Genomic DNA, 14,847 nt, shown 5'->3' with positions numbered 1-14,847 from the left:
TAAAATAAAAACATGAGCCAAGATGTCCCTGAGACCAGAGTAATGTTAATCAAGTTGGCTCATAAAATAAAAACATGAGCCAAGTCAATCAACATCTTCCTCGCTCAAAGCTACTTCCTCAGACAACAGCCTAATCATTTGAACATGTACTTAAAAAATGTACAATTTTCGTTGACAATTTTATTTATCATCTTTACAATTGAGAAGAATTATCAATGATAATAATTCTCAATTACAGGAGGTTAAGGAATGAAAAAGTTATACATATTATTCATCGCATTTATCACATTACTTGCTGCATGTGGTAATCCATCTGCATCAAAGGAAGAGAAGAAAGACGGTTCAAAGGATACAGTTTCTGTTAAACATGCTATGGGTACAACTGAAGTACCAAAAGATCCGAAGCGTGTTGTCGTGTTAACGAACGAAGGTACTGAAGCGCTTATTGCATTAGGTGTAAAACCTGTCGGAGCAGCAAATTCTTACGCTGGAGATCCATGGTATGATCACTTAAAGGATAAATATAAAGGTATCGAACCAGTCGGTAATGAAAGTGAAATCAATATTGAGCGTATTGTTAAGCTAAAACCAGACTTAATTATCGGAAACAAATTCAGACAAGAAGCACAATATAAAAAGTTATCAGCGATTGCACCAACTGTATTCTCTGAAGAGTTACGTGGTGACTGGAAAGAGAACTTCAAATTATACGCGAAAGCTGTAAACAAAGAAGATAAAGGGAAAGAAGTATTAGCTGATTACACGAAACATGTTGATAAAACACGCGAAGCTTTAGGAGACAAGATTAATTCAGAAATCTCAATGGTTCGTTTCATGCCGGGTGACGTAAGAATTTACCATAAAGATACATTCTCTGGTGTTATTTTAGATGAAGTGGGTTTAAAGCGTCCTAAAGGTCAGGATAAAGATGATTTTGCAGAAAAAGGTTTAACGAAAGAGCGTATTAGCGCAATGGATGGCGATTACTTATTCTACTTCACATTCAATACACCGAAAGAAGATGTTACAGCTGTAGAGAAAGAATGGGTTAATGATCCTGCATTCAAAGCATTAAAGGCTTCAAAACAAAACCATGCAATGAAAGTTGACGACTCAATCTGGAACACTTCAGGTGGTGTATTATCAGCACATATGATGCTTGATGATTTAAAGGACAAAATTTTAAGTGCAAAGTAATGGCATAAAGTTAGTTTTACTTTCATTGCTGTTAATTGTCAGTATGATATGCAGTTTAATGTTTGGTTATAAAGTTTTTACTGTGTCAGATGTGTTTCATGCATTATTTCAAAACCAGCACATCGACGATCACAATATTCTAATGAACTTAAGATTGCCAAGAACACTTCTTGCAGCACTGATCGGATTGATGCTCGGGATAAGTGGTGTACTCATTCAGACCGTGACGCGTAATCCGTTTGCGAGTCCGGGGATTATGGGTGTTAATAGTGGTGCGAGTTTATTCGTTGTTACTGCAATCGTCATATTTAATATTAATGGAACATTTCAATTAAGTGTTATCGCATTTATCGGTGCATGTGTTGTTGCTGCGATGATTGTCGGAGCAACGACATTACCGGTAAGACCATTATCAATAATGGAACTAACGTTGTTTGGTGCAAGTATTAGTGCTTTTTGTATGGCAGTAACACAAGGGTTACTCATTTACAATGAATCAGCGATTGAACAAGTAATCTACTGGTTAAGTGGTGCAGTTAGCAATAAGAAATTATCGATACTCACACATTTATGGCCTTTTATTGTTATTGGAATAACGCTCACGATTTATAACATTAAAAATTTGAATGTTTATTATCTGGACGATACGGCATTAAAGTCGGTCGGTGGGAATATACTGCGTATTAAGTTTATTACTATGCTGAGTGTTGCTTTACTCAGTGGTGCATCTGTTGCAATTGCAGGTCCGATTGCATTTATTGGTCTGATTACACCCCACATTACGAAAATGATGGTTTCAAGTCATAATCATATTGTGCTGTTACCAGCTGCAGGACTGATCGGTGCAGTACTACTCGTTACAAGTGATATACTGAGCCGTTATCTGTTATTTCCTCAGGAGATACCGGTTGGAATTGCAACAGCGATGATAGGTTCACCGATATTCTTCTATTTGATTCTTAAGCGTAAGGAGCAGATGTCATGAAATATATCGTGAATATTATATTGCTGCTGCTTGTAATGATGATAGGACTAATGTTTGGTGATGGTTTCATTCATCCGGTTGAAATTGTAAAAAGTTTTGCGGGTCAGAGTGATACGTATACGAATTTAATTATTCGCTCGCTGCGTTTACCGAGAGTACTGCTTGCTATAATAGCAGGTGCGGCGCTTGGTGTAGCCGGATGTTTGCTGCAGCGAATTACTAAAAATGAACTGGCTTCACCTGACGTTATCGGGATTTCACAAGGAGCGGTCGTCGGTAGTTTATTCTTCTTGATTATACTGACAACTGCGACAGAACAATTACTATTTCCGATAGCGTTTCAAAGTATCGCATCTATTGTCGGTGCAATTCTCGTCACATTCGTGTTATATCACTTCGCATTAAAGTGCACGTTCTTAAAGGAACGTCTTATACTGCTTGGTATCTGCATGAATATCTTCTTTCAGGGGATAATAATGTTTCTCATTATGTCTTCTAATAAAAGAAGTGCGCAGGCTCAAATATGGATTACAGGTTCCGTACATCTTGCTGAATATTATCAAGTTATTGTCATAACGCTGATCATCATCATCGTTATGATTGTGATGGCATATTATACGAGGCATCTGGATATTCATCAGTTAGGTTACAGCATGTCACATGGATTAGGATTAAGTTATCAAAGCATGACAATATTAACGCTTGTTTGTGTCAGTATCCTTACGGCAATAAGTGTAAGCTTCGTAGGTGGTATTCAGTTTGTTGGTTTAATCGCACCACACATCGCGAAAAAAATAAAGCATCATTCATTTACGCAGTTTGTATTTACGAGTGGTGTCATCGGTGGTGTGATTTTACTGTTAAGTGACTTGATAGGTAGAACAATATTTTTACCAGTTGAAATTCCAGCAGGTGTATTCACTGCTCTTATCGGTGCACCATTCTTTATGTATTTGTTGTTTAGTAAACGATTTAAGAGTTTGGGATAGAATCTCAAGCTCTTTATTTGAGTGATTAACATCATGTATAATTATATGAAACATGAAACTGGAGGTTGAATTATGATAGAAATTAGAATAGCAACAAATGAAGAATATAAAGAAATTCAAGAAGTAGTACAACTAGCTTTTAAAAATGAAGAAATGAGCGATCATAATGAACATAATCTAGTGATTAAGATTAAAGATTCAGATGCATATATAGCTGAACTCTCATTGGTTGCAATTGAATCCGGAAAAATTGTAGGACATATCATGATGTCTAGAATTACTATTAACAATGATGAAGAATATATTGAATCATTGGCACTTGCACCAGTTTCAGTACTACCTGATTTTCAAAATCGTGGAATAGGGAGTATGTTAATTAAAAAATTGATAGGAATTGCAGAACAGCTAGAATTTACTTCTATAATAGTGTTAGGACATGATACATATTATCCGAAATTCGGTTTTGAAGAAGCAGAAAAGTATAATATTTATCCACCATTTGAAGTACCGAGTCAATACTTTATGGTGAAATTTTTGACTGACGATGTAAGTGGTATAAATGGTATAGTCCAATATTCTAAAGCGTTTGAATAACAGGAGGATGACGATGATACATTACAAATGCGCGAATTTAGTACATATGAAAGATGGTAAGTTATTACTCGTAAAAGTTAGAGAGAATGAGCATTACTATTTACCGGGAGGAAAAATTGAAACGGGGGAAGATGACCGTACATCATTAGAAAGAGAGTTGCGAGAAGAGTTGAGCTTACAACTTGATAGAGAAAACATGCTGTACTTATATACCGTGACCGGTCCAGCATATCCGGATGCAGATAAAACAGTGGAATTACGTTGTTATCGTTATGCCGATGATATTGGAGAAATTCACATGAACAGCGAAATTACTGATGTGAAGTATATAGATATTAATGAAAAAGAAAAAATTGCACCTGCAGTGAACAAGTTGATTGAGGAGTATTTATAAGACGCATAATGTGTGGTGTATGGCTGACTTGTAAGTGCCGAACAATGTGAAAGTTCGTCACCTAGCAGCCGAGATATGTGCATCGATCATGTGTAAGTGTCGAACAATGTGAAAGTTCGTCACCTAGCAGCCGAGATATGTGCATCGATCATGTGTAAGTGTCGAACAATGTGAAAGTTCGTCACCTAGCAGCCGAGATATGTGCATCGACCATGTGTAAGTGCCGAACAATGTAAAAGTTCGTCACCTAGCAGCCGAAATATGTGCGACGGCCATGTGTAAGTGACGAACAATGTGAAAGTTCGTCACCTAGCAGTCAAAATATGTGCATCGCCCATGTGTAAGTGACGAACAATGTGAAAGTTCGTCACCTAGCAGCCGAAATATGTGCAACGGCCATGTGTAAGTGTCGAACAATGTACAAGTTCGTCACTTACACCCCAACACGCGACACCCTCCATACGCTGCAACCCCTCCTACGCTACAAACTCCCATACCTACCTTACTCTTTCAAAGTCACAACGCCATTTTTAATATGCACCGTATCGCCACTTTCTACACGATCATAAATTTCTTTTGACACGACATATAAGCGTTCTCTTCCATTTCGCTTAACGCTTATCGTATACGCTTTTCGGTTGCCGAGTTGTTGTCTGATTAAAGCTTGCTGTCTTTGCACGTTTGAAGAATGTCCGTACATAGCACCGTAAAATATTTGATTGTTCACGAACTGATTATGAGCAGCTTGATATTTCATTGGTCCAGAAAATTTACTGCGCATAGGAGGTGCAAGGGTTACTGCGTTTGATTTTGCACGCTGCATATTTCTCGAAGAACTCATACGTGATGTACTGTTCATTCGACTCATTGTGTTGATGCGTGATGCATTCATTGCCGCTCTTGAAGTCGTTGAAGCACGGGCTGCACTGCTGCTCGCACTCGAACTCGTTGACGATGAACCCGACGAACTCGTCGTACCCCCTGCATCAATGGTTTCGGGTATTAGCATCAATAACATCACAATCGCAAATATTTTTAATAACTTCATAGTCATCTACTCCACAACAGATTTTTTCTCGATCTTAGCATCGAATTCGCCTTCGTTGTCAAAGATGATATAAGGCTGTCTGAAGATATGGATATCATCTTTTTTCACTAAAATATAAGGCTTCGCATTCTCATCTTTAAGAATATGTTCTACGACATTCTCTGTATCAAATCGCTTAGATTTTAACTTGTTGTTGTCCTTGTAACCGACTTCCATGGACATCTTGCTCTCACTGCCGTTATTCAGCACTTCTGCATAGACGAGGTCATACTTCTTAACATTCTCATCAGATACATCTGGTGCCTCTTTTTCTTTCGCATTCCCGCATGCTGCAAGTAATAATGTTAATATTACGATATAGCTTAATCGTTTCATGTGTCCACTCCTTTATATACTGTTAATTTCACTTTATAATAACATTTTAAATTAGACAAAGAAAATTTAACAATAAACTTGAAATATGTCTGTTTTTATCATATAATATTAAGGTAATTGAATTTTGGAGGGATACCCAAGCCTGGTTAAGGGGACCGATATTTATATCGGTTAGAAGCTTTATAGCTTGCGTTGGTTCAAATCCTTCTCCCTCCGTAGACCGAGATCAGAACATGATGTTCTGGTCTTTTTTTGTGTTATATTTTAAAAAAAGGAGTGATGACATGATTCAACCATGTACAATAGAGGACAAGCAAGCATTACAGCATATCGCATATCAGACATTTGATGAAACGTTTAGAGCTCAAAATAAAAAAGAAAATATTGATCATTACTTGAAGACGGCTTTTACAGATGAAAAAGTAGAACGAGAACTTTCAAATCCACATTCATTCTTCTATTTTATATTTCATGAAGAACAGCTTGCCGGCTATTTAAAGTTAAATATAAAGGACGCACAGACTGAACCATTTGATGAACATCATCTGGAAATTGAGCGTATCTATATTCTGAAGCAATTTCAGAAACATGGATTAGGAAAAGCACTATACCAGCATGCTCTTCAAAAAGCGCGTGCATTATCATGTGAACACATCTGGCTCGGTGTGTGGGAGAAGAATACAAACGCCATTGATTTCTATCAGAAGATGGGCTTTACAAAAGTCGACCAACATGCGTTTTTCATGGGCGACGATCAACAGATAGATATTATCATGTTAAAAAATATATAGAATTTTATCCTCGATATGGTATATTTTAGGTAAGAGGTGATCTAGGTGCTCAGTGACCAATTCAAAAAGGCGATGATGATCTATTTATCAATTTCTGTATTGATGTTAACTATAGCAATCTATCTCTACGAATACCTATAAAATTTTTCATCGCCTAGATACTGATAAAGGTAAAATTGGTCTTGCCATGATGTGTATGCACAAAATAAACAGCAGAAGATAATAGGGGGCTTAAAGATGAAATGCGTACACTGTAATCACAAATTCACTTTTAAAGAACGCATGAAAGCGGCATGGAAACCTTCTACGGATACTATCGTCATATGTCCGAAGTGTGGCGGTAGACAATATATCTCAAACAAAAGAATGGCGAAATCATATGGATTAATGCTGCTAGTGGAACTCATACTGATCATAGCAGCACCACTAATTAAAATACCCATACCCCTCCTTACAGTCTTGATGATTATCGCGCTTGCTTTAGTCATCGTGCTATTTCCGTTATCACTGAAACTCGTCGCTGAGAAAGATGGATTGCTTGAAGAACAGTTTCGGGAGATGGAGAAGAAACAAAAGAGGAAATCGCTATGACAAAACAATATTATCTAATCACTACAATTATTATGTTCATAATTAATACCATCGTTATTTCAACGATGGTGATTTTGCAATACATTTTAGGGTTTGCAAATGAATATATAGATTATATGTATAGTGATGGAAATACATATCATTCATTAAATCACAATAATATCTTCTTAAGCTATGTCAGCTTTGTACCTATCACACTTGCTGTAATTTCGTTAGTTACACTTTATGAATACAAAAATTACGATAAAAATAATCCCGCATGACAATGTCATGTGGGATTTGTGATAGTCGTTTTGACTAATATAATTGTCAAAATGACTATCATAAATTACAATTAGATTATAAATGATTGAAAGGAGCTGCGCCTATTGAAGAATCGATTAAAGGAACTCCGTGCAAGAGAGGGATATAATCAAACCCAGCTTGCCAAACTTGCGCATGTTTCAAGGCAGACGATTTCACTTATCGAACGCGATGATTTCATGCCATCCATACTGACCGCTGTTAGAATCGCTAGAATATTTAATGAGCGGGTAGAAGATATATTTATATTTGAGGAGGATGAGTTATGAGTAAGAAAAAGAATAGTGGATTTCTAAAAATAATGATTGGAATGGCTTTCGGTGCTATCGCAGGATACAGTATTCCTGCACTCTACGATGCAGTAACATCACTTCAAGCAACATATAATATAAAAATCCTTTGGTATATCGTGCCGATATTATTTGTGATTGCTTTATACTTATACTTTAAGTCTGTCCAGCAATTTAAAGCGATGAACAGTGATATCAATTTATCTGAAGATGATCGGTTTATCTACCAAGTGACCCATCATAATAAAGCATCAGCAAATGTAGTGAATGCCTATCATATATTGTTATTATCGCTTTGTTTAAGTATAACGATATTAATTGAACCTGAGAGGTCACATATTATCATATTCGCTGTATACTTTATTGCTTGTGCAATATTTTATACATTCATCAGTAAACAGACGGCTAAAGTGTTAACGGCATATCCGACGATAACAAACAGTGACGTGTCGATTAAGTTTGGAGATCCAAATTTGATGGAGAAAGTGATTGATGGCATTGATGAAGGTGAACGCTTAGTAATGTTACGTTCATTATCAAAGACATATGAAATTATGATACTCATGCTTTCAGTGATACTCATGCTGCTAGGAATATATCAAGCAGCTACTGGGGAAAATCAGTACTTAGCCATGTTTGCAATTGCTGCAGTACTTATTTATTCAACAGTTGTATACTATAAGAAGAACGAAGAGTTTAACCGTTAAGGAGCTGTCGTGATGAGACATATAAAACGCAAGCCGAAGCAGTTTGTACTTATCGTGATTTTGACATTGGTCTATAGCTCAATTCATTTATACGGGAACGACCATATATTATGGGGCATAGTTTACTGCCTGTTGATATTTATCATGTGGATGACTTTCTTCATCACGACAAGCGATGAAGAGGAGATTAATGAACAGCTTGATCAGGAAGTGAAGCGGCTCAATATGCCACGTGAGCGTTTGTATCAAGTAACAGGTTATAATCGATATGAGGTTTCAAAGAGTGAAGATGGCCAAATAATCTTCTGGATACCAATGTCGAAGAAAAAAGTATTGCTGAAAAAATTAAAAGGCATGGAACCGGAGCAAGAATAAAGTAACTTTAAAGTGTATAAAAAATCCAGCACACATTCACGTGTACTGGATTATTTTTTATGATTCTAAATAGTTATGTGTAACTGCTGCTACTGCTGCACCTACTAATGGTGCTACGATGAAGATCCATAATGTTGATAATGCTTCGCCACCAGTGAATAACGCTGGAGCGATACTTCTTGCAGGGTTTACTGATGTACCAGTTAACGGAATTCCGATTAAATGTACCATCGTTAATGTAAATCCAATTACAAGTACTGCTAAGCTTGGTGCGATAAATTTCGTTTTCGTTACTGATAATACAACGAAGACGAATACAAATGTAAGGATAACTTCAACTAAGAAAGCACCCCAGATTGTTAAATCGCCAGACGCGTTTGCACCGTAAGAGAATGGAATCTCAGTTTTGAATGACTTAAGAATCGCCCAAATTAATGTTGTTGCAAGTAATGCACCGATTGTCTGGAATACTGAATAGATCGCAAAGTCTTTAAGTGATAATCTTTTATCTAAAAACATCGCAAACGAAATTGCTGGATTTAAATGTCCGCCTGAGATATCACCTATTGCGTATGCTGCTGCGATAACAGTTAAACCGAATGCAAATGCGATGCCGAATATACCGACGTTGTTGTCTGGATTAAGTGATGCCATAACAGCAGTCCCTGTCCCGAAGAATACTAATACAAATGTTCCTAATAGTTCTGATAAATACTTTTTCATTAAATTGCCTCCTAAAGCTGATTTGTACATCTTATAACAAATAACTTGTAAATACAAATGCTGTTTTTTTATTGGCATCATCGTATTTGATGTTAAACTATGAGTAAAACTTACTTAAAAGGTGAAGTCATGGCACATATATTAATTATTGAGGACGACAGAGATATTGCGGATTTATTAGCGCTTACATTAAGCGGACATTATGATGTGACGGTGGCACATGATGGTAAAGAAGGTTATATGTATATTAAGGAACAGGCGTTTGATCTGATCTTGCTGGATCTGATGATGCCTTACATGAATGGTGAAACGTTGCTAGGCGAGATAAAGCATCATACAAATACGAAAGTGATTATTATTACGGCTAAGCATGAACTTGAACATAAGGTGAACTTGCTGATGCTTGGTGCGGATGATTATATTACAAAGCCTTTCTATCAGGAGGAGGTGCTGGCGCGTGTTATGGTACAGCTTAGGAATGTGGAGAAAGGGGGCAGTCTTATCACGCATAGAGCATTGGAGCTGGACACTGAGAAACGTGAAGTGACTCTGAATAATAAAGGGATTCAGCTTACGAATTCTGAGTTTGATATATTGACGATATTAATGAAGCATCCGGAAGTACCGTTATCAAAGCAGAAGATATTCAACGCACTCGGGAATGGGACGTATGTTGGTGATGATAATACTGTCAGTGTCCATGTATCGAATATACGAAAGAAATTCAGTCAGATTACTGATGAACCATATATTAAGACGGTATGGGGGATTGGATTCATGCTCATATAAATCTTTATGATTTCTTTAAACTTTTCTTAAAGGATTTTAACAGTCGTTTCATTACAATGATATTAATTAATCTTTAAGGAGGGTATTATGGAATCCATCATCAGAACACATCAGCTCGAGAAGACGTTTAAAACGAATAAAGGCTTAAAACCAGTGGATTTCCAGTTATTCAAAGGTGAAATCTGTGCGATTATCGGTAAGAACGGTGCAGGAAAATCGACTTTCTTCAAACTGCTGGCAGGACAATTACAGCCAACTGGTGGAGAAATGGCTTTCTTCGATTATGCAGCAGCAGAGTCGAATCGTGCGCGTAAACGTATGGGATTTATGATTGAAAGTCCTGAATTCTTTGCAGATCTTACAGCTTATGAGAATTTGAATTACTTTAGATTACAACGCGGTATTAGCAGTAAGGATGCGGTTAAACGCGTGATTGAAGCCGTGGATCTCTCAAAATATCCTGCAACACGCTTTAAGGAATATTCAATGGGAATGAAACAAAGGCTTGGCTTGGCACTTACGTTAATGGCAGGCCCAGACTATCTTGTACTCGATGAACCGACAAATGGGTTAGATGCTGAAGGGATTTCAGATATTCGTAAATTACTGCTCAAGTTAAATAAAGAACAAGATATCACGATTCTAATATCAAGTCATATCTTGTCAGAATTACAACTCGTCGCAACGCGTTTTCTCTTTATCGATAAAGGTCAGGTTATTGAGGATATCTCGAGAGAAGAATTACATAACAGAAACCGTAAATCACTGAAATTAATTGTCGATCATCCATCACGCGCAGCACGTGTATTAGAAGAAAGCTTCGCGGACTTAAAGTATACAGTATTGCCGGATAATACGTTAAAACTGGATAATCATGTAGAAGATGCAGCACAGATTAACAGAATATTGATGCAGCATGATATCGATGTGAAAGAAATCATGACCGAGACCAATAGTCTGGAAGATTACTTCCTAAGCTTAGAGGTGACGCCATGATGAACTATATGAGAAGTGAGGCGTACAAGTTACTTAAGACAAAAGGCATCTACATCACTTATGCACTCTGTATTACGCTGCTGATACTTGCTGCACTGACACTTTACTATTTTGGACATAATGGGAAGTACTTTCCATACTATAGAGCGGATTTCTATTATAACAATGTGTTTGGAATGTGGCTTTTCATTGTGATGATAGGTGCAGTAATCAATTCATTCCTGACGAATAAAGAGAGTAAGCGTGTATTAAAACAAAGTATATCTTATGGGATTTCTAGAGCAACGATCTACTTCAGTAAATATTTAGTAGCGCTTATCGCATTTACCATCCTATGTATACTAGGTACTATTGTGCTGCTGACGTGTGGACAGCTGTTCTTTCCGAAAGATACGTCTGCAGTAGAGGAGTTCCTGCTCTCACTCATTAACTTCTCACCGATAATACTCGGCGCATTTAGTCTCGTACATGCACTTAATATGGTGATTCGAAGAGAAACAACAGCAATTGTATCATTTATATTCATCCTGCTTGGCACATCTACAGTAGCTTATATTCTCACTAAGATAAATAAAGCTTTTGACGTATTCTACAACCTCACACCAAAAGTGCTGAGTGATAAAGTGCTGTCAGAATTTATGAATCATAATGTAGAATTAAGTGCAGACTTCTGGATATCCAGTCTCATTATCACAAGTTTGAGCTTATTCATTGGCTATCGACTATTTAAAAAAGAAGACTTCTAGAAAAGAGGAGAAATATGGGTATCGCATTCATTATTATAACGCTTGTATGTATCGCATCTGTAGTACTGAATGCGATGTACCATTATGACCTGAAGCGTATTGCACGGCAGTTAACAGAAGTGAGTCATCGAGCACACACAAACGAACGCATCCGCACGGAGACGCATTTGAAAAGAGTGAACGACGTAACAGATGGTATTAACGGACTGATTGATAAACAAATATCAGAACGTGTACACTATCAGAAGGATCTGCAGGCTCAAAAAGAAGAGTGGGCGAACGTGTCACATGACCTTAGAACACCACTGACATCACTTCGTGGATATATGGAAGTGATACAGAAAGAGACAATGACAGAAGCGGAGCGTACGCATTACTTAACGATAATGGAACGTAAAATAGATGATCTGATAGAACGTATCAATACATTCTATGATGTGTCGTTAATAGAATCTGAAAGTATTCAATTAGAGCGTGAATATATAGCGATTAACAGTATTATCAATGATGTCCTGCTGCTCTACTTCAGAGAAATCGAACATAAAGACCTCGACATACAAATTACAGAAACAACGCACGAAATCTATATTGATAAGCAAGCAACCCTCCGTATTATTAACAATGTTATTGTTAATGCGCTCAGATTTGCAGAACGCTACATCCACATACACTATGAGCAATCTGGAGACAAGCTGATTGTAACGATTGAAAATGATACGAAAGAGAAAGTAACCAACCCAGCAACACTATTCGAACGTTCTGTAATGGGAGATTCGAGCAGACAAGGGACGCATAACGGACTAGGACTATACATCGTGAAGAAATTGATGGAACTGCAGGACGGCACTGCACATATTGAAGTGGATGAACAAGTATTTAAGATGCAGCTCATGTTTGAAAATTAATTAAAACAAGTCAGGAGTATGATACTTCTGACTTGTTTTTTAAATTAATCACATACTTTGTACCTTGTTTAGAAGACGTAATAATTAACCCTAAATTCATCCGTTCACAGATACTATTGATAATACCGCTACCTGATTTTTGAGGAGGATTACTGTTAACAGTAAATCCAACACCATAATCTTCGATAATGAGCTGAGAGTTATTCAATTTAATTGAAATTTCACCTGTTTTAGAATGATGAGTAATATTTGAAAGGATATTATCAAATAAACGCTCATATAAAAGCGGGTCTCCATTCCAGATAATATTCTGAACAATATTTGTCATTATTGTGATTTGTTTTTTCTCAAGTAAGTATTGCCATTTATCTAAAGATTTATTTAAAAGCTGGCTAATATTTATATCATCCAGAAATAAATATTGGTTCTGTAAATCTACTTCTGTAGCCTCGCTCACCTTTTTAACAAGCTGACTTGTGTAATTGATCCTAGAGTATATATGCTCTATTTTTTCATCAGGGATGTGATAGTCGTCTGCAAGTTCATAAAGTTCAAGTGTAATAGCTGTCAAAGGTGTATTAATATCGTGCGATAGTTGCTGGATATGTTCGTTTTTTGTTTTTAAATTTGTATCAAGCAGCATTTCTTTATGTCTTAAGCGATCAATTAATTTATTGATAGTTTGAGCGAGTAAGTTGATTTCATCCTGGCTATTCTTTGATACTTCAATTTTATTTGGATAAATATCTTTGTAAATAATTTCTTCAAGTGTATTATCCAGCGCGGTGATTCTTTTGATTGTATTTTTGAAGAATTTAGCACCAATAATAACAAAAATGAAAAGTAATAAAAAATAAAATAAATAAAAGTTTACATATAAAAATGAACTGCTAAACTTTTTATCTACATTTAGCATTGAAAACAATGTGGTGTGTATAAACAGGAACATATAGTTAAGTAAGATAAAGCTGATAGGAATAAGCACAATACATACAGACATAACGAAGTAATATTTGCGAATAAGACTTTTATTCTTCATGTGACACCATCCTATAGCCAATTCCGTAAATTGTTTTAATTATTTTAGCATCATGATCCTGTAGTTTCGAACGTAGTCTCTTAATATATGTATTTAATAGATTATCGAATTTATCTTCATCAAACCAAATATAGTCAAATAACTGCTCTTTCGTTAGTACAGTGTTCAAATTACTGAATAAATAAAAGAAAAGCTTATGTTCAGTTTTGGTTAATTTAATAACCTCATCTGATGCGTCATATATAATGTGATTAACAGTATCTATTTTAAAATTATGGAATGTAGTAACATCGTCAATATAATGTTTATCTAATAAATTTTGAACTCTAGCTATAAGTTCTAGTGGATGAAAGGGTTTAGTGATGTAATCTTCACCGTTACTCAAACCTTGCAGTTTTGTGTCAATATCATTTCTGGCAGACATGAAGATAATAGGGATATTAGAGAACTTCCGAATGTCTTGCGTAATTGAAAGCCCATTATCATAAGGGAGCATAATATCCATTATGATTAAATGCATATCAACCAGTTGTTGAATAACATTTTCTCCGGTTTGATTAATGAATATATTTAAACCTTTTGATTCTAAAAGCCTCTTTAAACTATGAAGTATTATTGTATCATCTTCTATGATTAGCACATTAAACCCTTTCATTTCACTATCCCTCGCTACTTATTAATCAATACAAATCCGATTCCATAAAACACGATATATCCTAAGAACAATAAAAGAACTGGTAGATACTTTTTATTATTTTTAGTCCTATCTTTAGGTTTAACTTCATTGAGTAATGCAATGATAAAATTAAAGATATAAACGAACGCGATAACTATTGCTGCACCTAAACAAAGCATTGCAATGATAATAAACCCTACTCCAATATTATTTTCCATTAATATCTCCTCCTTTATGATAACAATATATAATCCAAATCTGAATAAATTATGAATTTCATATAAAAATCGCAATTGAAATAAAAAAAGTTAAATTTTTTTAAAATATATTGAAA

The 14,847-nt window shown here is 36.0% G+C and carries 21 protein-coding genes and 1 tRNA gene; 16 read left to right on the top strand and 6 right to left on the bottom strand.

Annotation, left to right across the window (positions count from 1 at the left end; all coding sequences use genetic code 11):
• Positions 1 to 249 precede the first annotated feature (249 nt).
• From QA539_RS09180 to QA539_RS09160, 5 genes are all read left to right on the top strand, one after another.
• The gene (locus tag QA539_RS09180; RefSeq protein ID WP_219493120.1) at positions 250 to 1,197 is read left to right on the top strand and encodes an ABC transporter substrate-binding protein; all 948 of its coding nucleotides are present in this window, start codon (positions 250 to 252) and stop codon (positions 1,195 to 1,197) included.
• A complete protein-coding gene (locus tag QA539_RS09175; protein WP_256447892.1) occupies positions 1,187 to 2,182 on the top strand; it encodes a FecCD family ABC transporter permease in 996 nt (331 codons plus the stop codon). The genes QA539_RS09180 and QA539_RS09175 overlap by 11 nt, the downstream gene beginning before the upstream one ends.
• Positions 2,179 to 3,171 carry a FecCD family ABC transporter permease gene (locus QA539_RS09170; RefSeq protein WP_419895123.1) on the top strand — a complete coding sequence of 331 codons (993 nt, stop codon included), beginning with the start codon at positions 2,179 to 2,181 and terminating at the stop codon, positions 3,169 to 3,171. Before QA539_RS09175 ends, QA539_RS09170 begins: the two co-directional genes overlap by 4 nt.
• Before the next feature lie 72 nt (positions 3,172 to 3,243).
• The gene (locus QA539_RS09165; protein WP_419895122.1) at positions 3,244 to 3,765 is read left to right on the top strand and encodes a GNAT family N-acetyltransferase; all 522 of its coding nucleotides are present in this window, start codon (positions 3,244 to 3,246) and stop codon (positions 3,763 to 3,765) included.
• Between the two features lie 13 nt (positions 3,766 to 3,778).
• A complete protein-coding gene (locus QA539_RS09160; protein ID WP_419895121.1) occupies positions 3,779 to 4,159 on the top strand; it encodes an NUDIX hydrolase in 381 nt (126 codons plus the stop codon).
• A 502-nt stretch (positions 4,160 to 4,661) separates the two neighbouring features.
• Here QA539_RS09160 and QA539_RS09155 read toward each other — a convergent pair.
• Positions 4,662 to 5,207: a hypothetical protein gene (locus QA539_RS09155; protein ID WP_419895120.1), complete on the bottom strand. Its 546-nt coding sequence runs from the start codon at positions 5,205 to 5,207 to the stop codon at positions 4,662 to 4,664.
• Between the two features lie 6 nt (positions 5,208 to 5,213).
• A complete protein-coding gene (locus QA539_RS09150) occupies positions 5,214 to 5,582 on the bottom strand; it encodes a hypothetical protein (RefSeq protein ID WP_419895119.1) in 369 nt (122 codons plus the stop codon).
• A gap of 126 nt (positions 5,583 to 5,708) precedes the next feature.
• Here QA539_RS09150 and QA539_RS09145 point away from each other — a divergent pair.
• The 7 genes from QA539_RS09145 to QA539_RS09115 all read left to right on the top strand — a co-directional run bounded on the left by QA539_RS09145 (position 5,709) and on the right by QA539_RS09115 (position 8,639).
• A tRNA-Lys gene (locus QA539_RS09145) sits at positions 5,709 to 5,798 on the top strand.
• A gap of 68 nt (positions 5,799 to 5,866) precedes the next feature.
• Positions 5,867 to 6,373: a GNAT family N-acetyltransferase gene (locus QA539_RS09140; RefSeq protein ID WP_419895118.1), complete on the top strand. Its 507-nt coding sequence runs from the start codon at positions 5,867 to 5,869 to the stop codon at positions 6,371 to 6,373.
• 237 nt (positions 6,374 to 6,610) lie between these two features.
• A complete protein-coding gene (locus QA539_RS09135) occupies positions 6,611 to 6,964 on the top strand; it encodes a TIGR04104 family putative zinc finger protein (RefSeq protein ID WP_419895117.1) in 354 nt (117 codons plus the stop codon).
• Positions 6,961 to 7,227, top strand: a complete 267-nt coding sequence (locus tag QA539_RS09130) for a hypothetical protein (protein ID WP_101035858.1) — start codon at positions 6,961 to 6,963, stop codon at positions 7,225 to 7,227. The genes QA539_RS09135 and QA539_RS09130 overlap by 4 nt, the downstream gene beginning before the upstream one ends.
• A gap of 105 nt (positions 7,228 to 7,332) precedes the next feature.
• The gene (locus QA539_RS09125; RefSeq protein WP_101035854.1) at positions 7,333 to 7,536 is read left to right on the top strand and encodes a helix-turn-helix transcriptional regulator; all 204 of its coding nucleotides are present in this window, start codon (positions 7,333 to 7,335) and stop codon (positions 7,534 to 7,536) included.
• A complete protein-coding gene (locus QA539_RS09120) occupies positions 7,533 to 8,264 on the top strand; it encodes a DUF3169 family protein (protein ID WP_419895116.1) in 732 nt (243 codons plus the stop codon). Before QA539_RS09125 ends, QA539_RS09120 begins: the two co-directional genes overlap by 4 nt.
• Positions 8,265 to 8,276: 12 nt before the next feature.
• The gene (locus tag QA539_RS09115) at positions 8,277 to 8,639 is read left to right on the top strand and encodes a hypothetical protein (protein ID WP_419895115.1); all 363 of its coding nucleotides are present in this window, start codon (positions 8,277 to 8,279) and stop codon (positions 8,637 to 8,639) included.
• A 57-nt stretch (positions 8,640 to 8,696) separates the two neighbouring features.
• Here QA539_RS09115 and QA539_RS09110 read toward each other — a convergent pair whose 3' ends face one another.
• Positions 8,697 to 9,362 (bottom strand): MIP/aquaporin family protein, encoded by a 666-nt coding sequence (locus QA539_RS09110; protein ID WP_419895114.1) that lies wholly within the window; start codon positions 9,360 to 9,362, stop codon positions 8,697 to 8,699.
• Positions 9,363 to 9,461: 99 nt separating this feature from the next.
• Here QA539_RS09110 and QA539_RS09105 point away from each other — a divergent pair, with 99 nt between their 5' ends.
• The 4 genes from QA539_RS09105 to QA539_RS09090 all read left to right on the top strand — a co-directional run bounded on the left by QA539_RS09105 (position 9,462) and on the right by QA539_RS09090 (position 12,798).
• Positions 9,462 to 10,151, top strand: coding sequence for a response regulator transcription factor (locus QA539_RS09105; RefSeq protein WP_241427459.1), 690 nt, complete (start codon positions 9,462 to 9,464; stop codon positions 10,149 to 10,151).
• 87 nt (positions 10,152 to 10,238) lie between these two features.
• Entirely contained in the window at positions 10,239 to 11,147 is a 909-nt protein-coding gene (locus QA539_RS09100; RefSeq protein WP_219493106.1) for an ABC transporter ATP-binding protein, read from the top strand.
• On the top strand, positions 11,144 to 11,893 hold the full coding sequence (locus tag QA539_RS09095; protein ID WP_219493105.1) for an ABC transporter permease: 750 nt from the start codon (positions 11,144 to 11,146) through the stop codon (positions 11,891 to 11,893). The genes QA539_RS09100 and QA539_RS09095 overlap by 4 nt, the downstream gene beginning before the upstream one ends.
• 14 nt (positions 11,894 to 11,907) lie before the next feature.
• Entirely contained in the window at positions 11,908 to 12,798 is an 891-nt protein-coding gene (locus tag QA539_RS09090) for a sensor histidine kinase (RefSeq protein WP_219493103.1), read from the top strand.
• 10 nt (positions 12,799 to 12,808) lie between these two features.
• Here QA539_RS09090 and QA539_RS09085 read toward each other — a convergent pair whose 3' ends face one another.
• The 3 genes from QA539_RS09085 to QA539_RS09075 are packed head-to-tail and all read right to left on the bottom strand — an operon-like array spanning position 12,809 to position 14,731.
• Positions 12,809 to 13,837: a sensor histidine kinase gene (locus QA539_RS09085; RefSeq protein ID WP_219493101.1), complete on the bottom strand. Its 1,029-nt coding sequence runs from the start codon at positions 13,835 to 13,837 to the stop codon at positions 12,809 to 12,811.
• Positions 13,827 to 14,492, bottom strand: coding sequence for a response regulator transcription factor (locus QA539_RS09080; RefSeq protein WP_219493099.1), 666 nt, complete (start codon positions 14,490 to 14,492; stop codon positions 13,827 to 13,829). The genes QA539_RS09085 and QA539_RS09080 overlap by 11 nt, the downstream gene beginning before the upstream one ends.
• A 14-nt stretch (positions 14,493 to 14,506) precedes the next feature.
• Positions 14,507 to 14,731 (bottom strand): hypothetical protein, encoded by a 225-nt coding sequence (locus QA539_RS09075; protein ID WP_101152050.1) that lies wholly within the window; start codon positions 14,729 to 14,731, stop codon positions 14,507 to 14,509.
• Positions 14,732 to 14,847 lie beyond the last annotated feature (116 nt).

The sequence above is a fragment of the Macrococcus psychrotolerans genome (assembly GCF_038095555.1).
GTDB lineage: Bacteria > Bacillota > Bacilli > Staphylococcales > Staphylococcaceae > Macrococcoides > Macrococcoides psychrotolerans.
The sequence above is the reverse complement of the archived record's forward strand: the minus strand, read 5'-3'. Positions and strand labels throughout refer to the sequence as shown.